This window comes from Pseudomonas sp. NBRC 111143 (assembly GCF_001320965.1).
GTDB classification, from domain to species: domain Bacteria; phylum Pseudomonadota; class Gammaproteobacteria; order Pseudomonadales; family Pseudomonadaceae; genus Aquipseudomonas; species Aquipseudomonas machongensis.
Window position 1 is genome coordinate 1 of the sequence record NZ_BCBT01000054.1, and the last position, 16,849, is coordinate 16,849.

Genomic DNA, 16,849 nt, shown 5'->3' on the forward strand with positions numbered 1-16,849 from the left:
CGGTTCGCCGCTGCGACTTGCCCACGAAGAGGTCTGTAGCGGTACCGCTATACTTTGCAGCTTCCCCACCCGCCAGGAGCCCATCCCATGTCTCACACCAAGCACGGCGCCTGCCTCTGCGGCGCCACCCGCCTGACTGCCACGGTCGAAAACCTCGAAGTCAACGCTTGCCACTGCAGCATGTGCCGCACCTGGGCCGGAGGCCCGATGTTGGCAGTGCACTGCACCCAGCCGCCCAGTTTCGAAGGCGCTGTTCCCAGCGTCTTCCGCTCCTCCGACTGGGCCGAGCGGGGCTTTTGCGGGCAGTGTGGCACTCACCTCTACTACCGCCTGATCGCCAAGAACGAATACGCGTTGCCGGTCGGCCTGCTCAAAGGCGATGACTGGCAGTTCACGATGCAGATCTACGTCGACGAGCGCCCGAGCTGGTACTGCTTCTCCAATCAGACCCAGGACCTCACTGGCGAGCAGGTCATGCAGCTGTTCAGCTAGGCCTGCTCCAGCAGCCATTCGCCGAACACCTCGGCGGCGGACGAGGGCGGGTTCTGTCGGTCGTGCACGAGGTAGTCGGCCTGGCCGGTGCGGACCACGAAGTCCGACACCGGTCGGATCAGCCCGCTTTTTATGCGTTCGCGAGCCATGGCTTCCCAGCCCAAGCCCACCCCCATGCCCTGCAGCACGGCATCGAACACCAGATTGACCTGATTGAAGGTCAGCGCATCGGCCGGCGGCTGGTAGCGCAAGCCGAAATGGCTGAACCAGTCATGCCAGTCCAGGCAGTTCCAGGCCGAGGCATCCAGCTGAATCAGCGGTAGCCCCTGCAACTGCGCAACGTTGTCGATGGTGGGCAGCGCGCGTGCGGTGCTGGCGATCGGGAAGATCACCTCGTCGAACAGCTTGCCGGCCTGCAGCGAGGCCCAGCGGCCATGCCCATAGAGAATACCGAGGTCGTAGTCGGCGATCAGGCTCTCGTTGATGTCGTTGCTGGCGTGGATATTCACCGTCAGTTCTGGATGCTGCTCGTTGAACCGCAGCAGGCGCGGGAACAGCCAGTACTGGGCGACGGCGTGGGTGCAGATGACACTGACGTGTCGATCGCCGTGCCCGCTCTTGAGCCGCTGCACGTGGGCCAACAGTTTGTCGAGCATCGGCTCGACGAAACCGTGGAACTGCGTGCCCGCGGTGGTCAGGACGATGCCTCGGGCGCGTCGCTCGAACAGCTGTGCGCCGAGATGATCCTCGAGCAGACGGATCTGCTTGCTCACCGCGCTTTGCGTCAGGTACAGCTCGCCCGCTGCACGGGTGAAGCTGCCCGTGCGTGCCACGGCTTCGAAGGCGATCAACGTATCGAGGGGCGGAAGGTGACGGCTGTAGCGGCTCATGGTGGTGGCGCCTGCTGGGATTACAGAGCGTCAGCATACTCAGCTGAAAGCCATTCCTCCAGGGAATGGCTGCATGCCCATTCATCTTTTGTCGGTCAAGCGTGCAACCGGTAGCCTGCGCGCATCCACCAACAGGAGAGACAAGGTGAAACGCGGGGTGATGTATGCCGGCACGGCTGGCGCAATGTGGGGGTTGGTACTGATGGTTCCGGAGGTGCTGCCAGAGTTCAATCCGGTGTTGCTCAGCACCGTGCGCTATGTGATGGTCGGCTTGATCTCGGTGCTGCTGGCACTGCCCATGGCCCGCCAGTTGCGGCGCCTGACGGTGGGCGACCTGTGGATGCTGTTGCGCCTGTCGGTGATCGGCAACCTGCTGTACTTCATCTGCCTGGTGGCGGCGATCCAGCGCTTGGGCGTGGCCCCCGCCTCGCTGATCGTCGGTGTGCTGCCGCTGACCATTACTCTCTATGGCCGCAACGACAGCGGGGCGGTGCCGCTGTCGCGCCTGATCGGCCCGCTGATGCTGATCCTGCTCGGCATGTCGTGCATCAACCTCGAGACATTCGCCTTCGCAGCAGGCGATGCTGGCGACAAGTTCATGGGCCTGGTCTATGCGCTGGTCGCCCTGGCCTGCTGGACCTGGTACGCCGGGGAGAACAGCCGCTACCTCAAGCAGTGCGCACGTTTCGACAGCCACCAGTGGTCGGTGCTGTGTGGCGCGGTTACCGGTCTTGTCAGCCTGGTGCTGCTGGCCATTCTGGCCCTGTGGTTCCCGCAGCAATTGCAGGCGCAGGCCAGTGTCGAACGCTGGTGGTTGTTCTGGGTTGCCGCGCTGGGTTGCGCCGTGCTCGGCTCCTGGTTGGCCATGGCCTTGTGGAATGCCGCCTCCAAGCGTCTGCCGCTGACCTTGAGCGGGCAACTGATCGTGTTCGAGACGCTGTTCGGCCTGCTGTATGCCTTCCTCTGGCGCCAGTCTGGCCCAACCTTGCTGGAGGCAGCAGCCATCGTGCTGGTGATCGGTGGCGTGCTGTGGTCGATGCGCCAGCACGACGTCGCCCCCGGACTTGCCAAATCCGTGCATTCCTGAGAAAAGGGCGGCCTCGAAATCTGCCGCAAGGAAATGACCGTGACTCAGGAACTGCACATCACCGAGATCCAGGAAGGCGACGGCAAGGCCGTGGTCAAAGGCGCCCTGATCACCACACAGTACACCGGCTGGCTGGCCGACGGCAGCGAGTTCGACTCGTCCTGGTCGCGCGGCAAGCCCTTCCAGTGCGTGATCGGTACCGGCCGGGTGATCAAGGGCTGGGACCAGGGCCTGATGGGCATGCGCGTGGGCGGCAAGCGCAGGCTGCAGGTACCCGCGCACCTGGGCTATGGCGAGCGCTCGGTGGGCAGCATCCCGCCGAACTCGGACCTGACCTTCGAGATCGAGTTGCTCGAGGTGCTGACGCGGGATGATTGATGTCCAGTTGTTGCAAGGGTGACGTAATTCGGCAACATCGATGGTCCAACATGGCTGCTGCCAGGGAGGGCCAGCATGGAAGAGCCCATCAGGCGGCCGGTGCCTTGCACCGCCGCCGGCAAGGATGGTGCACAAGCAAGGATGCTCCCCGTCCTTAGCCGAACGAGCCCTGCCATGAAGTGGATGCAATACCTGCGACGCCGTCACCTGTTTCTCGGTCTCACCCTCGCCGCGGTGCTGATACCGCTGACCCTCGATGTGGTGCAAAGTCGCGACCAGCACGGTGATGGAACCCAGACGCTGGTGTTCCTGCGCCATGCCGAGAAGCCCGGCGAGGGGCTGGGGCAACTGAACTGCCAGGGCCTCAACCGCGCCATCGACCTCGCCACGTTGCTGCCGGAGCGTTTCGGCGCTGCCGACTACGTGTTCGCCGCCGACCCCGGCCGACATGTCGAGGAGGGCAGCGAGGATAAACGCTACAGCTACATCCGCCCGCTCATGACCATCAGTCCCAGCGCCATCCGCCTTGGGCTGCCGGTCAATATCGACTTCGGCGCCAACGACTACGACGATCTCGCCGAAGAACTGCTGCGCGCCAAGTACCGCAACGCCACGGTCTACACCGCCTGGTCGCACGGCTACCTGCCAGACCTGATCAACGCCGTGGCTGGCAAGGCCCTGGGCGAGAAGCGCGTCATCACGTCGGACTGGGACGGCGATGATTTCGACACGCTCTACGTGATCACCCTGACCTGGCATGACGGCAAGGCCACCATGCTCAGCCGCAACGTGCGTCAGGAACTCGATGGTGGGTCCGAGGTTTGCCCGACCTGATTCAGACGTTTCTGACTCGGTCGGGGTGTCCAGACCGACTTATTTCCAGGTGACGACAAGGCACTGTTCACGGGTTTCCGGAAATTCGATACCGGGCGTGAGGAGTGCGGGGTTGCATGGAAATCGATCGGTCTTATCGGTTCATCGGTCATCGCGGCGTGACCTTCGATGTCATCGAGTTCACCGTGAGGGCCGATAACTGCTGCTGGCTCAATACGCTGCATATTCCAACAGCGGGCCGACATCAGTATCGCGTGGTCGGCAAGGTGAAGGAACTGTACGAGCGGATGCAGGCCGGGCAGTTGCCCTGCGTAATGGTGGTGGCGGTTTCATTGCCGTTGACGCGCGAGCAGGGGGATGCTCTGAACTCACAGCGCTGGACAGTCGCTACTCTGGTGTCGGCAGGGGGTGCTGCAGTCACCGGGACGTTCGCCCCGGCGTTGGTAGTTGGTGCGACAAAGATGGGCACATTCGCTTTTGTCTCCAACCGTCTGCCAACGTTTCACGCGGGTGATGTCTTGGTATCAGCCGAGGCCAAGGTCCAGGGCGGTATTGGTCCGCAACGCAGTTCTACTTCCCTGTTACTGAAAGCTGGGGTTAAGCATGTCGCTCGATGATCTGCTGCAGCCGATTTTGATCATGATCATCTGGTGGACACTGGATCGCTGGACCGTATCACCCTGGCGCGGATGGGTAGGGCTGGCCCTTCTAGCGGGGGGCTTGGCCAGCTTTTTCTGGACCGAAATGTGGAGAGTTTTCGGTCACGAAATAATCATGTGGAAGTCGTCCGCTGTATCCATCGGCATTTTTCTCATGCTGCGCAGCAACCGGCATGTCGACAAGTCGTAAGCATCACTGGGAGAGTGGGTCAGCTTGTGACAAGGCCGCCGCGCCTTCAGGATGACGATGCGGCAGCCTCGAGATGCATTTACCGCCCCAACCGCATCGGCCAGCCCACCACCTTCTTCACCCGTGGCGTCGCATAGGTGCGCACTTTCGACGTGCTCAACCCCAGTCGCACCAGCGATTCGGCGATGGTCACCGCCGCACTCACGCCATCAACCACCGGCACGCCGGTACGCTGGCGAATCTGTTCGTCGAGCCCGGCCATGCCGCCGCAGCCCAGGCAGATCACCTCGGCCTTGTCGTCACGCACGGCACGCTCGGCCTGTTCGACGATGGCCTCCACGGCGCGCTGCGGATCAGCTTCCAGCTCCAGCACCGCCAGGCCGCTGGCCCGTACCGAGGCGCAGCGGTCGTAGAGTCCGGACAGCTTCAGGCGATCCTCGATCAGCGGCACGGTGCGATCCAGCGTGGTGACCACCGAGTAGGCATGGCCCAGGTACATCGCGGTGCTGGCGGCGGCATCGGTGATGTCCACCACCGGTACATTGAGCAACTCCTGCAAACCTTCGCGGCCGTGCTCGCCGTACCCGGCCTGGATCACCGCGTCGTAGGGCTGGTCGTAGGCCAGCACCCGGTCCATCACGGCGATGGCGGCCAGATAGCTCTCGAAATTTCCCTCCACCGACTCTGCGCCGAACCAAGGCGTCAGCCCGACGATCTCGGTGCCGGGCGCTGCAACGCTGCGCGCCTGTTCGGCAATGGCCTCGGTGATGGCTTCGGTGGTGTTGACGTTGACGATCAGAATACGCATCAAAGAACTTCCCTTGATCAATGGCTGCTGTGGTCGACGGCGATGGCTTCGCCGCTGACGTCGAGGTATTGGCGATTGCGCGGTGCGATCAGCAGGTAGAGCGCGGCCGCGGTACCTGCGCCGATCAGCCAGGAGAATGGCGCGACGCTGTGGAAGTGCGGTACCAGCGCCAGCACGATCGCCAGCAGGGCCGATGGAATGAACGCCGCAAGCGCCCGAAGGTTGACGCCACGCGAGTAGTGATAGGCGCCGGCCGGGTTCTCGCTGTACAGCTCCGGCACGTTGACCCGGCCTTTGCGCAGCAGCCAGTAGTCGGACATGATCACGCCGTACAGCGGGCCGAGCAGGGCGCCCAGGCCGGACAGGAAGTACACGATCACCAGCGGGCTGTTGTACAGGTTCCACGGCAGGATCAGCACCGCCACGGTGGCACTGATCAGCCCGGCGCGGCGGAAGTTCAGGTGGCGTGGTGCCAGATTGCTGAGCACGAAGGCCGGGGCGACGAAGTTGGCCATGATGTTCACCGCGACGGTGACGATCAGGAAGGCCATGCAGCCCAGGACCAGGAACAGGGTGTTGGGGATGGTAGCGACGATCTGGGTCGGGCTGTCGATCACCTGGCCGTTGATCTGGAACTGTGCGCCGCACAGCACCACGGTGATCACCGCAAATACCAGGATGTTCACTGGCAGGCCCCAGAAATTGCCGACGCGGATGGTCCTGCGGCATGGCGAGGACCGGGCGAAGTCGCAGAAGTTGAGCACCAGGGTGCCGTAGATTGCCAGCCAGAGCGCGCCACCGGCAAAGATGTTGCGCCACATCTCGTAGCCGGTCAGCGGATCGGCCACCGACCAGGCGATGCGCGCATCGTTCTTGAAGAACATCCAGGCGGCCAGGCTCGCCACGGTCAGCAGGATCACCGGCCCGGCGAAACCTTCGTAACGGCGCACCATCTCCATGCCGTAGGCGAGGATCACCAACTGCACGATCCAGATCGCCACGAAGCATACCCAGCCCAAGCTCGACAATCCGAGAATGCTGTCGTGGTCATAGACGGCTACCTGCGGCCACACGGCGGTGAGCAGCACGCGCAGTACCACCGAGGCCAGGTAGGTCTGGATACCGAACCAGGCGATTGCGATCACCGCGCGGATCAGCGCGGGAATCTGCGCGCCATGGATACCGAAGGCGATGCGGCTCATGACCGGGAACGGTACGCCGGTCTTCTGGCCCATGTAGCCGGAGAGGTTCATGAAGAAGTAGACAAGCGCGGCACCGATCGCCAGGGAGACGAGAATCTGCCAGCCGCCAAGGCCCAGGGCGAACAGCCCCATGGCGAAAGAGTAGTTGGCGATGTTGTGCACATCGTTGGTCCACAGGGCGAAGATGCTGTAGCCACCCCAGCGCCGACCCTCGATGCGGGTTGGCGCAAGATCACGGTTGTGCAGGCGTGGACTCAGCTCGTACGGTCCGGCGGGGTTTTCCAGCGTGGTGGCGGTGGGGCTGGTGCTGGCAACGGAAAGTTCAGGGGCAAGGTCGAGACTGCTACTCATTCCGGCGGCTCCTGATGCGCTAGGACTGCGATGAGGCGGGCTTGCGCACGGGCTCGCCTTCTCGTCTGTGCAGCATTGGCATCACTGGGTTCTGGGCGCTAGCGGCCTGCGGGGCAGGCGCTGCGTGTTCTTGTGTATTTATGTTTTGTTTAAGTTGTATACAAAACACAAGTTCACTCAAGCCAGTTCCATGCCAGAGAGGGCACAGTTTCTGAGTTGCTATTACTTTGACTTTCTCCTTTTGTTTGGTAACTTTATGAAAATAAAGAACTATAAATTGACCATTTGATCAGTATTTATTTTGCATTCACTTATTAGTTGATTTTAGAGTCAATTTTTATCGGCTTTCCGGTGTAACGTGTTGGGGCATGTCCGTAACCGGTGCACACAAAAATGGCACTCTAGGTGACATTCTTGTGTACAAATCTTGGGTCATGCCATCGGTGGCAGGCGCCGCTTGACCGGTGTCTTCTTGATGATCGCGGTGTTGGTCTCGGCCACGGTGTTGAGCCGGTCAAGCAGGGTGTCCAGCTGTTCCATCGAGCGCACATGCAGGCGGGCGATGAAGCAGTCCTCGCCGGTAACCTTGTCGCATTCGGTGAACTCGGGAATAGCGACGATCTGCCGCTCGACTTCCTGCAATTGCCCCGGCAGCGGCCGGATTCGCACGATGGCCTGTAACTGGTAACCGAAACAGCGTGGGTCGATTTCTACGGTGTAGCCGCGCAGCACGCCGCGTTCTTCCAGGCGGCGCAGCCGCTCGCTGACGCTGGGGGCGGAGAGCCCGCTGATCTGCGCCAGGGCCTTGAGCGAGCGGCGCGAATCCTCCATCAGGGCATTGATCAGCAGTTGGTCGATATCGTCGGTCATGCTTGCCTCGTCAGGTAAAAATGGAAATCTGCCTTGATAGTAAAGGCGATTGGTGATTCTGGCCTTGTTTATCCGCTGGAGTGCCCATGTCCGCGCCAGCATACTGTTGCCATCTTCGACAGGAGGCATGAGATGGACAGTTCGATTCGTCGCGGCTCGCTGGAAATGGTTGCCGCCATGCTGATTTCCGGAACCATTGGCTGGTTCGTGCTGGTGTCCGGGCAGCCGGTGCTGGACGTGGTGTTCTGGCGTTGTGTGCTGGGCGCTGGCACCTTGCTGCTGATTTGTGCGGTCATGGGCTTTCTCAAGCCCGGTATCCTAAGCCGCACCACCTTCCTGTTGGCGGTGCTCAGCGGGGTCGCCATCGTCGGCAACTGGTTGTTGCTGTTCGCCTCTTATTCGCGCGCTTCGATCGCCATCGGCACGGCCGTCTACAATGTCCAGCCTTTCCTGCTGGTGGGCCTGGCGGCGGTGTTTCTTGGCGAGCGGATTACCGCAGCCAAGCTGACCTGGCTGACACTGGCCTTCCTCGGCATGCTGGCGATCGTCAGCGCTCACGGGCAAGGGCAGGGCGGCGATGAGTACCTGCTGGGTATCGGCCTGGCATTGGGGGCGGCGCTGCTCTATGCCGTGGCGGCATTGATCATCAAGCGCTTGAGCGGAACCCCGCCGCACCTGATTGCCTTGATCCAGGTAAGCACCGGCGCACTGCTGCTGGCCCCTTGGGTCGGGTTCGGCGGGCTACCGGCAGCGCCTGCCGCGCTGGGTAGCCTGGTGACACTGGGGGTGGTGCATACCGGGTTGATGTACGTGCTGTTGTACAGCGCCATCCAACGCCTGCCCACGGCGCTGACCGGCGCGCTGTCGTTCATCTATCCGATCGCCGCGATCCTGGTAGATTGGGTGGCGTTCGGCCATCGCTTGGCACCGCTGCAGTGGCTGGGCGTGGCGCTGATCCTGCTGGCGGCGGCAGGGATGCAGCAGGGATGGTGGTTCAGGTCGCGCAGGGCGGCCTCGGCCTCACAAAGCAGGTAGAATGGCGGTTTTTCGCTATGCGGCCCGCCATGACCTCCCCGATTCACACTCTGGAGCAGCACCTGCTCACCGCCCTCGACCCCGCGCCTGTCGAAACCCGTCGTCTGTTCCATGGCCGTGGCCGTTGCTGGCCGGGCCTGGAGCAGATCACCGTCGACTGGCTCGACGGGGTGCTGTTGGTCGCGCTGTTCCGCGAGCCGCCCGATGGCCAGTTGGCCGAACTCGAGGCGATGCTGCGTGCCCTCGCCGAGCGCCCGCAATGGAGCGGACAGGCGATCCTGCTGCAGCACCGCTACCTGCCCGACAGCCCCGGTCAGTGGCTGCTCGGCGAGCCCTGCCAGCAGCGCGAGGTGATCGAGGACGGCTTGAAGTACCTGCTGGACCTGGGCGTTCGGCAGAACAACGGATTGTTCCTGGACATGCGCTACGGTCGCCGCTGGGTGCGGGAGCAGGCTGCGGGCAAGCGGGTGCTGAATCTCTTCGCCTACACCTGCGGGTTCTCTGTGGCGGCCATTGCCGGTGGCGCACAGCAGGTGGTGAACCTGGACATGGCCAAGTCGGCGCTGTCGCGTGGGCGCGAGAACCACCGCCTCAATGGCCATGATGCGTCATGCGTCGCTTATCTCGGGCATGAGCTGTTCAAGTCGTGGGGCAAGGTGCGCAAGTACGGCCCGTACGACCTGATCATCATCGACCCGCCGACCTTCCAGCGCGGCAGCTTCGTGCTCACCCAGGACTACGCCAAGATCCTGCGTCGTTTACCTGAACTGCTGAGTGAGGGCGGGACAGTGCTGGCCTGCGTGAACGATCCGGCGATCGGCCCGGAATTTCTCATCGACGGCATGGCGCAGCAGGCGCCGCAGTTGGCCTTTGTCGAGCGCCTCGAGAATCCACCGGAGTTTCCCGATGCCGACCCACAAGGCGGGTTGAAGGCGCTGGTCTTCCAACGGCTGGGCTGAACCCGAGGACTCGGGTTCGGCCCGGTCGCTGATCAGTATTCGGACAGCGAAAACTCGGTCAGGCAGAAGGTCGGCACCCCGGCGGCTTGCAGGCGGCGCGAGCCTTCGAGCTCGGGCAGGTCGATGATCGCTGCAGCCTCGAATACCCTGGCACCGGTACGGCGCACCAGGTTGGCGGCCGCCAGCAGGGTGCCGCCGGTGGCGATCAGGTCATCGAAGATCAGTACCGAATCGCCGTCGCACAGGCTGTCGGCATGCACTTCCAGGAAGGCTTCGCCGTATTCGGTCTGGTAGGGCTCCGACAGTACGTCGGCCGGCAGTTTGCCCTGCTTGCGGAACAGGATCAGGGGCTTGTTCAGTTGGTGGGCGATGATCGAGCCGATCAGAAAACCCCGTGCATCCATGGCACCGATGTGGCTGAACTCGGCCTCGACATAGCGCTCGATGAACTGGTCGGCGACATAGCGCAGCCCGCGTGGCGACTGGAACAGCGGAGTGATGTCACGAAAGATCACGCCCGGCTTGGGGAAGTCCACTACCGGACGGATCAGGGCTTTGAGGTCGAAGGTGTCGCTGTGCATGGGGCGGGTATCCTGGAAAAACGTGGCGTCAGTATACCCTGCCGTGGCAGCGATCAGACCTCCATCGCACCACCGGCCAGCGCGCACAGTTGGATCGGGTCGAGGATGTGCACTTCCTTGCCTTCGGCCTTGAGCAGGCCGTTCTGCTGGAAGCGGGTGAACACGCGCGACACGGTTTCCACCGCCAGGCCCAGGTAGTTACCGATCTCGTTGCGCGACATGCTCAGGCGGAACTGGTTGGCCGAATAACCGCGGGCGCGGAAGCGTGCCGAGAGGTTGACCAGGAAGGTGGCGATCCGCTCGTCGGCGGTCTTTTTCGACAGCAGCAGCATCATCTGCTGGTCGTCGCGGATCTCGCGACTCATCACCCGCATCAGTTGGCGGCGCAGTTGCGGCAGTTGCACCGAGAGCTCATCGAGGCGTTCGAAGGGGATTTCGCAGACCGAGGTGGTTTCCTGGGCCTGGGCCGAGACCGGATAGGCTTCGGTGTCCATGCCCGATAGCCCGACCAGTTCGCTGGGCAGGTGGAAGCCGGTGATCTGCTCTTCGCCGGCATCGCTGAGGCTGAAGGTCTTGAGGGCGCCGGAGCGGACAGCGTAGACCGAGCCGAAATTGTCACCCTGGCGGAACAGGAACTCGCCCTTCTTCAGAGGGCGGCCGCGCTTGACGATTTCATCCAGTGCGTCCATGTCCTCGAGATTGAGCGACAGGGGCAGGCACAGAGGGGCCAGGCTGCAATCCTTGCAATGGGCCTGGCTGTGAGGGCGCAGTTTGACTGGCTCGGACATTTCTTTCGATCCTTGTGATAAAGCACACATAAGCTGTAAGGGTAACCCACAGCTGGACTGGAGGCCAGCCTGCACTTTTTTGGTGCGGCTTGGCGGCGCCCTGCGCGGATGAGTTCGGGCGCCTTCTACCAATCCATGGTGTGCCTGACAAGGCGGACTGTCCATGCGGTGTAACGTCTCGGAAAAACGACTAGATGACCCGGGAAAAACGTTGGCGATTGTGCAGGTCCAGGTAGGCATCGAACACCATGCAGACCGAGCGCACCAGCAGCCGACCTGCCGGCAGCACCTTGATACCGTGGCTGTCGAGGGTGATCAGGCCGTCGCGCTGCATGGCCTGCAGTTGTGGCCAGAGCCCTTTGAAGTAACCACGAAAGTCCAGGGTGAAAGCCTGCTCGATCTGCTCGAAGTCCAGTTCGAAATGACAGATCAGTTGCTGGATCACGGCCCTGCGCACACGGTCATCCTGATTGCACAGCAGGCCACGCTGGGTCGCCAGTTGGGCGCTGGAGAGGGTGTCCTGATAGGTGTTCAGGTCGCTGCTGTTCTGGCAGTAGAGATCGCCGATCTGACTGATAGCCGAAACCCCCAGCCCCACGAGGTCGCAATGACCGTGGGTGGTGTAGCCCTGGAAGTTGCGTTGCAGGGTACCTTCCTCCTGGGCGATGGCCAGTTCATCGTCGGGCAGGGCGAAGTGGTCCATGCCGATATAGCGATAGCCGGCGGCAGTGAGTTGCTCGATGGTGTTGTGCAGCATTTCCAGCTTGGCGGCCGGGGCTGGCAACTCGGCGGCGTCGATGCGTCGCTGGGGCATGAAGCGTTCGGGCAGGTGCGCATAGTTGAACACCGACAGGCGGTCTGGCTGCAGGCGAATCACCTCCTCGACGGTGCGGGCGAAACCTTCCGGGCTCTGGCGTGGCAGGCCGTAGATCAGGTCGAGGTTCACCGAGCGGAATTGCAGGGTGCGTGCGGCTTCCACCAGAGCGCGGGTCTGCTCCAGGCTCTGCAGGCGGTTGATCGCTCGCTGCACGGCCGGGTCCAGGTCCTGCACGCCGAGGCTGACACGGTTGAAGCCCAGCTCGCGCAACAGGCCCATGGTCGACCAGTCGGCTTCGCGCGGGTCGAGCTCGATGCCGTAGTCACCCGAATCATCATCCAGCAGGTTGAAATGCTGGCGCAGGCAGGTCATCAGCTGGCGCAGTTCCACATGGCTGAGAAAGGTGGGAGTGCCACCGCCGAAATGCAGTTGTTCGACCCGTTGCTTGGGGTCGAGGTGACAGGCGATCAGCTGGATCTCCTGCTCCAGGCGCTGCAGGTAGGGCGCGGCGCGGGCGCGGTCTTTGGTGATGACTTTGTTGCAGGCGCAGTAGTAGCAGATGTTGGCGCAGAACGGCACGTGCACGTACAACGACAGCGGGCGCACCGCACGGCGGCTTTCGCGCAGGGCATGCAGCAAGTCGAACGAACCCACTTCGCCATGCAATTGCACGGCGGTCGGGTAGGAGGTGTAGCGTGGTCCGGCCAGATCGTAGCGACGGATCAGGTCGGCGTCCCAACGTAGGTCGTCGAGCATGTGGGCAGTCCCCGGATAGAGCAGCAGTGCCCGGAGTCTAGATATGTCTGTAGGAAGGGGTCTTGACTTGTATCAAGCCGAGTCGGCAGTTACCTGGCGCAACACTCTCAGGCGATCAATGCCCCATCAGCCAGTGCTGGTGCGGCCCAGGTAGCGTCCACAGGCCGAACAGCATCACCAACACTCCGCCCGCCATGCGCACGCTGCGCCGTCGTAGCAGCGCGTTGGCCCGTTCTGCGGCAAGGCCCGTGGCCAGCAACACTGGCCAGGTGCCGACACCGAATGCCAGCATCAGCGCCGCGCTGTGCGCGGCGTTGCCCTGGCTCGCCGCCCACAGCAAGGTACTGTAGACCAGCCCGCAGGGCAGCCAGCCCCACAGTGCGCCGAGCAGCATGGCCCGCGGCAGGCTCGAGACCGGCAGCAGGCGCGACGCCAGCGGCTGGATGTGTCGCCACAAGCCTCGGCCCAGGGCCTCGATACGGGTCAGCCCGCTCCACCAGCCGGCCAGGTACAAGCCCATGGCGATCAGCAGCAAGGCTGCCACCACTCGCAGCAGTTGGGCGGCAGGGCTGCTGGCCAGGGCCCAGCCGGCCAGGCCCAGCAGCAGCCCGGCGGCCGCGTAGCTGAGCACGCGGCCGAGGTTGTAGGCGACCAACAGGCGCAGGCGGCGGGCGCGCTGTTCGGGCGGGATGGCCAGGGTCAGGGCGCCCATCAGGCCGCCGCACATGCCCAGGCAGTGGCCGCCGCCCAGCAGGCCAAGCACCAGGGCGGAACCGAGCAGCGGGAGCAGGTCAGACACGCGGGGTGGGATCCTTGTCGTCGGGCTGTTCGGGCTTGGCTTCTTCGGGTTTCACGGCGGCCTGGTGGCGCGGGTCCTGATCGTCGAACAGGATGCTGTGGGCAGGGCCCTCGAGGTCATCGTACTGGCCGCTGTCCACGGCCCAGAAGAAGATGTACACCGCCACGCCGACGAGCAGCAGGGCGGCGGGGATCATCACATAGAGGGCGGGCATCGGCGATTCCTGCTCAGGCCATGACGGGACGAGGGGCAGCATTGGCAGCCTGCACGGTTGGCATGCGCGTCAAGCGCAGGGCATTGAGCACCACGATCAGCGAGCTTACCGACATGCCGACCGCCGCCCACACCGGCGTGATCCAGCCCAGCGCGGCAAAGGGCAGCATGAGGCCATTGTACAGCGTTGCCCAGAGCAGGTTCTCGAGGATGTTACGGCGCGTGCGGCGCGCCAGGTCGAAAGCCTGTGCCAGTGCCTGCAGGCGGTTGGACAGCAGCACGGCGTCGGCGCTGGTCTTGGCCAGATCGGTGGCCGAGCCCATGGCGATGCTGATGTCGGCGGCGGCCAGCACCGGCACGTCGTTGACTCCGTCACCGAGCATCAGCACTTTGCGTCCTTCACTCTGCAGGGCCTTGACCCTGGCCAGCTTGTCGTCCGGACGCAGGCCGCCGATGGCCTGGTCGATGCCCAGTTGTGCGGCGACTTCCCCGACCATCGGCGAGCTGTCGCCCGACAGCAGCAAGGTCTGCCACCCGCGCGCCCTGCACGCGGCCAGCAACTCGCTGGCGTCGTCACGCAGGCGATCGTCAAGGCCGAACCAGGCCAGGGGGCCCATGCGGTCACCCAGGAGCAGCCACTGCCCGCGTGGCTCGGGTACCGCCGGCACTTCGGCGCCGCTCAGGGCGCAGACGAAGGCGGCCTGCCCGATGCGCAGCCGCTGCTGGTCGACCTGGCCCTCAAGGCCCAGCCCAGGTACGGCCTGGACATCGTCGGCAGGTTCGGCACTGTGGCCGAAGGCACGGGCGATGGGATGTTCCGAGCGGTTCTCCAGGGCGGCTGCCAGGGCCAGGCAGCGGTCAGGCGCAAGGCTGCCCAGCGGGCGGATGCTGCGCAGGGCCAGGCGTCCTTCGGTCAGGGTGCCGGTCTTGTCGAACACCACGGTGTCGATCTGGTTCAGCCCTTCGAGCACGTGGCCGCGGGTCACCAGCAGGCCAAGTTTGTGCAGGGTCCCGGTGGCCGTGGTCAGCGCGGTCGGGGTGGCGAGCGAGAGCGCGCAGGGGCAAGTCGCGACCAGCATCGCCAGGACGATCCAGAACGCGCGCTCGGCATCCAGATGCCACCACCACAGGCCGATGGCCAGCGCGGCAGCCAGGCTGAACAACAGGAACCACTGCGAGGCGCGGTCGGCGATCTGCGCCAGGCGTGGCTTTTCCGACTGTGCGCGTTCGAGCAGGCGCACGATGGCCGACAGGCGCGAATCCTGGCCGAGGGCGTCGACCTCTACGGTCAAGGCGCTCTCGACGTTAAGCGTGCCACCGGTGACCCGGTCGCCAGCCCGTCGGGCCTGGGGCAGGTATTCACCGGTGAGCAGCGATTCGTCGATGCTCGAACGGCCTTCGAGGATGCGACCGTCAGCGGGAATCACCGCGCCCGGCAGGACCTGCACATGATCGCCGCGGACCAGCTCGGCCAGCAGGATGCGTTCGGCACGCCCCTGCTCGTCGAGGCGCAGGCACGAGGCCGGCAGCAGGTTGACCAGTTGCGCGGTAGCCGCTGCCGTGCGTTCGCGGGCGCGCCGCTCCAGGTAGCGGCCGGTGAGCAAGAACAGGGCGAACATGCCCACGGTATCGAAGTACAGCTCGCCGCTGCCGGTGATCGCGGTCCAGATCCCGGCGCCATAAGCCAGGGCAATGGCCAGCGATACCGAGACATCCATTGTCAGATGGCGGGTGCGCAGGTCACGAGCAGCCCCTTTGAAGAACGGTGCGCAGCTGTAGAACACGATCGGCGTGGTCAGGAACAGCGCAACCCAGCGCAGGATGGTGTGCAGTTCGGGCGACAGGTCGATGTTGAATTCCGGCCAGGTCGCCATGGTCGCCATCATCGCCTGGAACCACAGCAGGCCCGCTACGCCGAGCCGTCGCAGCGCCGTGCGGTTTTCCCGGGCCAGTTGCTCGGCGGCCTGGTCGGGCTGGTAGGGGTGGGCGGCGTAGCCGATGCCGCGCAGTTCGGCGATCAGCCGCGAGAGCGGCAGTTGCCCGTCGTTCCAGCTGACGTGCAGGCGGTGGTTGGACAGGTTCAGGCGCGCCTCGCCAACGCCTTCGAGATTGCGCAGATGCTTCTCGATCAGCCAGCCGCAGGCCGCGCAACTGATGCCTTCGATCATCAAGGTGGTTTCGGCCAGGGCGCCCTGGTGCTGCACGAAGTTCTGCTGGACGTCGGCACGGTCGTACAGCGCCAGTTCGTCCTGCAACTGCCGCGGCAGTGCCTCGGGGTTGGCACTGGTCTCGCTGCGGTGCTGGTAATAGTGCTCGAGCCCGCCTGCGACGATGGCTTCGGCGACTGCCTGGCAGCCGGGGCAGCAGAACTGCCGGGGCTGGCCAAGTACCACGGCGCTGAAGCGGTTGCCGGCGGGGACGGGCAGGGCGCAGTGGTAGCAGGGGGTGGGTTGGGTCATCGGGGTCATGCCTGGCCGTGGGCAACAGCGCAAAACCTGTGGGAGCGGGCTTGCCCCGCGATGGCGATCACTTGGACAACATTATTGCCTGGGCTGACGCTATCGCGGGGCAAGCCCGCTCCCACGGGGTCGGTGCTGTTGCAGCGGTTCATTCTTGATGCTCGGCGCCTTGCAGGGCTTCATCGCCCAACTGCAAGGTCACGCCATGCTCGACCTTCTCTTCCTCGAACAGGCGCCATACCTGGCCGTTCTCGGTACCCAGCAGCTCGACGAAGCGCCGGCCCTCGACCTTGTCGTCGAGCTGGCCGACATAGCGCCCGGTTTCGCTACGGGCAAGCTGGACCTTGCGGTCCTTGTCCGGCTGGGTAGGCGAAATCAGGTTCAGCTCCAGGGTCTGCGGATCGCTGTTGCCGGTCAGGCGCAGTTCCACCTCGCCGGTCAGGTCGTCCAGATGCACGCTGGCCTTGAGACCAAGCGTCTGGGCCAGCAGCTCGCGGTCCAGCGAGCGGTTGATGCCTTTGCCAGCCTCGTAGTAGTTGTCGTTGACCAGGTTGTCCGGGTTGCGCACGGCGATGCTGACCATGGTCAGGCTCAGGCACACCGAGGTGGTGAGGATGCCGATGATGATCCAGGGCCAGAGGTGCTTGTACCAAGGGCTGTTGGCGGTGGCGGCAGTCATTG

19 protein-coding genes are annotated in these 16,849 nt (G+C 63.9%); 8 read left to right on the forward strand and 11 right to left on the reverse strand.

From position 1 onward, the window contains the following. Positions 1 to 87: 87 nt before the first annotated feature. Positions 88 to 492 carry a GFA family protein gene (locus APH44_RS23175; protein ID WP_054894747.1) on the forward strand — a complete coding sequence of 135 codons (405 nt, stop codon included), beginning with the start codon at positions 88 to 90 and terminating at the stop codon, positions 490 to 492. Here APH44_RS23175 and APH44_RS23180 read toward each other — a convergent pair. Further along, positions 489 to 1,382, reverse strand: coding sequence for a LysR substrate-binding domain-containing protein (locus tag APH44_RS23180; protein ID WP_054894748.1), 894 nt, complete (start codon positions 1,380 to 1,382; stop codon positions 489 to 491). The two genes, APH44_RS23175 and APH44_RS23180, sit on opposite strands and share 4 nt — an antisense overlap. 73 nt (positions 1,383 to 1,455) lie before the next feature. Here APH44_RS23180 and APH44_RS23185 point away from each other — a divergent pair, with 73 nt between their 5' ends. The 5 genes from APH44_RS23185 to APH44_RS23205 all read left to right on the forward strand — a co-directional run bounded on the left by APH44_RS23185 (position 1,456) and on the right by APH44_RS23205 (position 4,530). Then, entirely contained in the window at positions 1,456 to 2,469 is a 1,014-nt protein-coding gene (locus APH44_RS23185; protein WP_306109882.1) for a DMT family transporter, read from the forward strand. Positions 2,470 to 2,502: 33 nt separating this feature from the next. Beyond that, positions 2,503 to 2,847, forward strand: coding sequence for an FKBP-type peptidyl-prolyl cis-trans isomerase (locus tag APH44_RS23190; RefSeq protein WP_232233468.1), 345 nt, complete (start codon positions 2,503 to 2,505; stop codon positions 2,845 to 2,847). A 174-nt stretch (positions 2,848 to 3,021) separates the two neighbouring features. Beyond that, positions 3,022 to 3,681 carry a hypothetical protein gene (locus APH44_RS23195; protein ID WP_054894750.1) on the forward strand — a complete coding sequence of 220 codons (660 nt, stop codon included), beginning with the start codon at positions 3,022 to 3,024 and terminating at the stop codon, positions 3,679 to 3,681. Between the two features lie 116 nt (positions 3,682 to 3,797). Then, a complete protein-coding gene (locus tag APH44_RS23200; RefSeq protein WP_054894751.1) occupies positions 3,798 to 4,298 on the forward strand; it encodes a hypothetical protein in 501 nt (166 codons plus the stop codon). Then, positions 4,285 to 4,530 (forward strand): hypothetical protein, encoded by a 246-nt coding sequence (locus APH44_RS23205; RefSeq protein ID WP_054894752.1) that lies wholly within the window; start codon positions 4,285 to 4,287, stop codon positions 4,528 to 4,530. The genes APH44_RS23200 and APH44_RS23205 overlap by 14 nt, the downstream gene beginning before the upstream one ends. A gap of 79 nt (positions 4,531 to 4,609) precedes the next feature. On the opposite strand, the gene APH44_RS23210 is transcribed toward APH44_RS23205, so the two are convergent. The 3 genes from APH44_RS23210 to APH44_RS23220 form a co-directional block, all read right to left on the reverse strand. Further along, positions 4,610 to 5,338 (reverse strand): aspartate/glutamate racemase family protein, encoded by a 729-nt coding sequence (locus APH44_RS23210; RefSeq protein WP_054894753.1) that lies wholly within the window; start codon positions 5,336 to 5,338, stop codon positions 4,610 to 4,612. Between the two features lie 17 nt (positions 5,339 to 5,355). Beyond that, the gene (locus tag APH44_RS23215; RefSeq protein WP_054894754.1) at positions 5,356 to 6,891 is read right to left on the reverse strand and encodes an NCS1 family nucleobase:cation symporter-1; all 1,536 of its coding nucleotides are present in this window, start codon (positions 6,889 to 6,891) and stop codon (positions 5,356 to 5,358) included. Between the two features lie 432 nt (positions 6,892 to 7,323). Then, positions 7,324 to 7,761, reverse strand: coding sequence for an Lrp/AsnC family transcriptional regulator (locus tag APH44_RS23220; protein ID WP_054894755.1), 438 nt, complete (start codon positions 7,759 to 7,761; stop codon positions 7,324 to 7,326). A 132-nt stretch (positions 7,762 to 7,893) separates the two neighbouring features. Between APH44_RS23220 and APH44_RS23225 the strand changes: the two genes are divergently transcribed. Next, positions 7,894 to 8,796 (forward strand): DMT family transporter, encoded by a 903-nt coding sequence (locus tag APH44_RS23225; RefSeq protein WP_054894756.1) that lies wholly within the window; start codon positions 7,894 to 7,896, stop codon positions 8,794 to 8,796. Positions 8,797 to 8,825: 29 nt separating this feature from the next. Further along, positions 8,826 to 9,755 (forward strand): class I SAM-dependent methyltransferase, encoded by a 930-nt coding sequence (locus APH44_RS23230; protein WP_054894779.1) that lies wholly within the window; start codon positions 8,826 to 8,828, stop codon positions 9,753 to 9,755. Between the two features lie 32 nt (positions 9,756 to 9,787). Here the strand turns inward: APH44_RS23230 and APH44_RS23235 are convergent, their stop codons facing one another. The 7 genes from APH44_RS23235 to APH44_RS23265 all read right to left on the reverse strand — a co-directional run bounded on the left by APH44_RS23235 (position 9,788) and on the right by APH44_RS23265 (position 16,847). After that, on the reverse strand, positions 9,788 to 10,336 hold the full coding sequence (locus tag APH44_RS23235) for an adenine phosphoribosyltransferase (protein ID WP_054894757.1): 549 nt from the start codon (positions 10,334 to 10,336) through the stop codon (positions 9,788 to 9,790). A 53-nt stretch (positions 10,337 to 10,389) separates the two neighbouring features. Next, entirely contained in the window at positions 10,390 to 11,124 is a 735-nt protein-coding gene (gene fnrA, locus APH44_RS23240) for a Crp/Fnr family transcriptional regulator FnrA (RefSeq protein WP_054894758.1), read from the reverse strand. 190 nt (positions 11,125 to 11,314) lie between these two features. Beyond that, the gene (hemN, locus tag APH44_RS23245; RefSeq protein ID WP_054894759.1) at positions 11,315 to 12,697 is read right to left on the reverse strand and encodes an oxygen-independent coproporphyrinogen III oxidase; all 1,383 of its coding nucleotides are present in this window, start codon (positions 12,695 to 12,697) and stop codon (positions 11,315 to 11,317) included. A 115-nt stretch (positions 12,698 to 12,812) separates the two neighbouring features. After that, the gene (locus APH44_RS23250) at positions 12,813 to 13,496 is read right to left on the reverse strand and encodes a sulfite exporter TauE/SafE family protein (RefSeq protein ID WP_054894760.1); all 684 of its coding nucleotides are present in this window, start codon (positions 13,494 to 13,496) and stop codon (positions 12,813 to 12,815) included. Next, positions 13,489 to 13,710: a cbb3-type cytochrome oxidase assembly protein CcoS gene (gene ccoS / locus APH44_RS23255; protein WP_054894761.1), complete on the reverse strand. Its 222-nt coding sequence runs from the start codon at positions 13,708 to 13,710 to the stop codon at positions 13,489 to 13,491. The genes APH44_RS23250 and ccoS overlap by 8 nt, the downstream gene beginning before the upstream one ends. Before the next feature lie 13 nt (positions 13,711 to 13,723). Then, positions 13,724 to 16,168, reverse strand: a complete 2,445-nt coding sequence (locus APH44_RS23260) for a heavy metal translocating P-type ATPase (RefSeq protein WP_054894762.1) — start codon at positions 16,166 to 16,168, stop codon at positions 13,724 to 13,726. A 148-nt stretch (positions 16,169 to 16,316) separates the two neighbouring features. Further along, on the reverse strand, positions 16,317 to 16,847 hold the full coding sequence (locus APH44_RS23265) for a FixH family protein (protein ID WP_054894763.1): 531 nt from the start codon (positions 16,845 to 16,847) through the stop codon (positions 16,317 to 16,319). Positions 16,848 to 16,849: the final 2 nt, after the last annotated feature.

What these genes read in the sequence shown, in the direction of transcription:
- APH44_RS23190 (WP_232233468.1), top strand. Translation starts at nt 2,503, where the DNA reads ATGACCGTGACTCAGGAACTGCACATCACCGAGATCCAGGAAGGCGAC.
- APH44_RS23180 (WP_054894748.1), bottom strand. Translation starts at nt 1,382, where the DNA reads ATGAGCCGCTACAGCCGTCACCTTCCGCCCCTCGATACGTTGATCGCC.
- APH44_RS23185 (WP_306109882.1), top strand. Translation starts at nt 1,456, where the DNA reads ATGCCCATTCATCTTTTGTCGGTCAAGCGTGCAACCGGTAGCCTGCGC.
- APH44_RS23195 (WP_054894750.1), top strand. Translation starts at nt 3,022, where the DNA reads ATGAAGTGGATGCAATACCTGCGACGCCGTCACCTGTTTCTCGGTCTC.
- APH44_RS23225 (WP_054894756.1), top strand. Translation starts at nt 7,894, where the DNA reads ATGGACAGTTCGATTCGTCGCGGCTCGCTGGAAATGGTTGCCGCCATG.
- APH44_RS23220 (WP_054894755.1), bottom strand. Translation starts at nt 7,761, where the DNA reads ATGACCGACGATATCGACCAACTGCTGATCAATGCCCTGATGGAGGAT.
- APH44_RS23200 (WP_054894751.1), top strand. Translation starts at nt 3,798, where the DNA reads ATGGAAATCGATCGGTCTTATCGGTTCATCGGTCATCGCGGCGTGACC.
- ccoS (WP_054894761.1), bottom strand. Translation starts at nt 13,710, where the DNA reads ATGCCCGCCCTCTATGTGATGATCCCCGCCGCCCTGCTGCTCGTCGGC.
- APH44_RS23235 (WP_054894757.1), bottom strand. Translation starts at nt 10,336, where the DNA reads ATGCACAGCGACACCTTCGACCTCAAAGCCCTGATCCGTCCGGTAGTG.
- APH44_RS23205 (WP_054894752.1), top strand. Translation starts at nt 4,285, where the DNA reads ATGTCGCTCGATGATCTGCTGCAGCCGATTTTGATCATGATCATCTGG.
- APH44_RS23175 (WP_054894747.1), top strand. Translation starts at nt 88, where the DNA reads ATGTCTCACACCAAGCACGGCGCCTGCCTCTGCGGCGCCACCCGCCTG.
- APH44_RS23215 (WP_054894754.1), bottom strand. Translation starts at nt 6,891, where the DNA reads ATGAGTAGCAGTCTCGACCTTGCCCCTGAACTTTCCGTTGCCAGCACC.
- APH44_RS23260 (WP_054894762.1), bottom strand. Translation starts at nt 16,168, where the DNA reads ATGACCCAACCCACCCCCTGCTACCACTGCGCCCTGCCCGTCCCCGCC.
- APH44_RS23210 (WP_054894753.1), bottom strand. Translation starts at nt 5,338, where the DNA reads ATGCGTATTCTGATCGTCAACGTCAACACCACCGAAGCCATCACCGAG.
- fnrA (WP_054894758.1), bottom strand. Translation starts at nt 11,124, where the DNA reads ATGTCCGAGCCAGTCAAACTGCGCCCTCACAGCCAGGCCCATTGCAAG.
- hemN (WP_054894759.1), bottom strand. Translation starts at nt 12,697, where the DNA reads ATGCTCGACGACCTACGTTGGGACGCCGACCTGATCCGTCGCTACGAT.
- APH44_RS23265 (WP_054894763.1), bottom strand. Translation starts at nt 16,847, where the DNA reads ATGACTGCCGCCACCGCCAACAGCCCTTGGTACAAGCACCTCTGGCCC.
- APH44_RS23230 (WP_054894779.1), top strand. Translation starts at nt 8,826, where the DNA reads ATGACCTCCCCGATTCACACTCTGGAGCAGCACCTGCTCACCGCCCTC.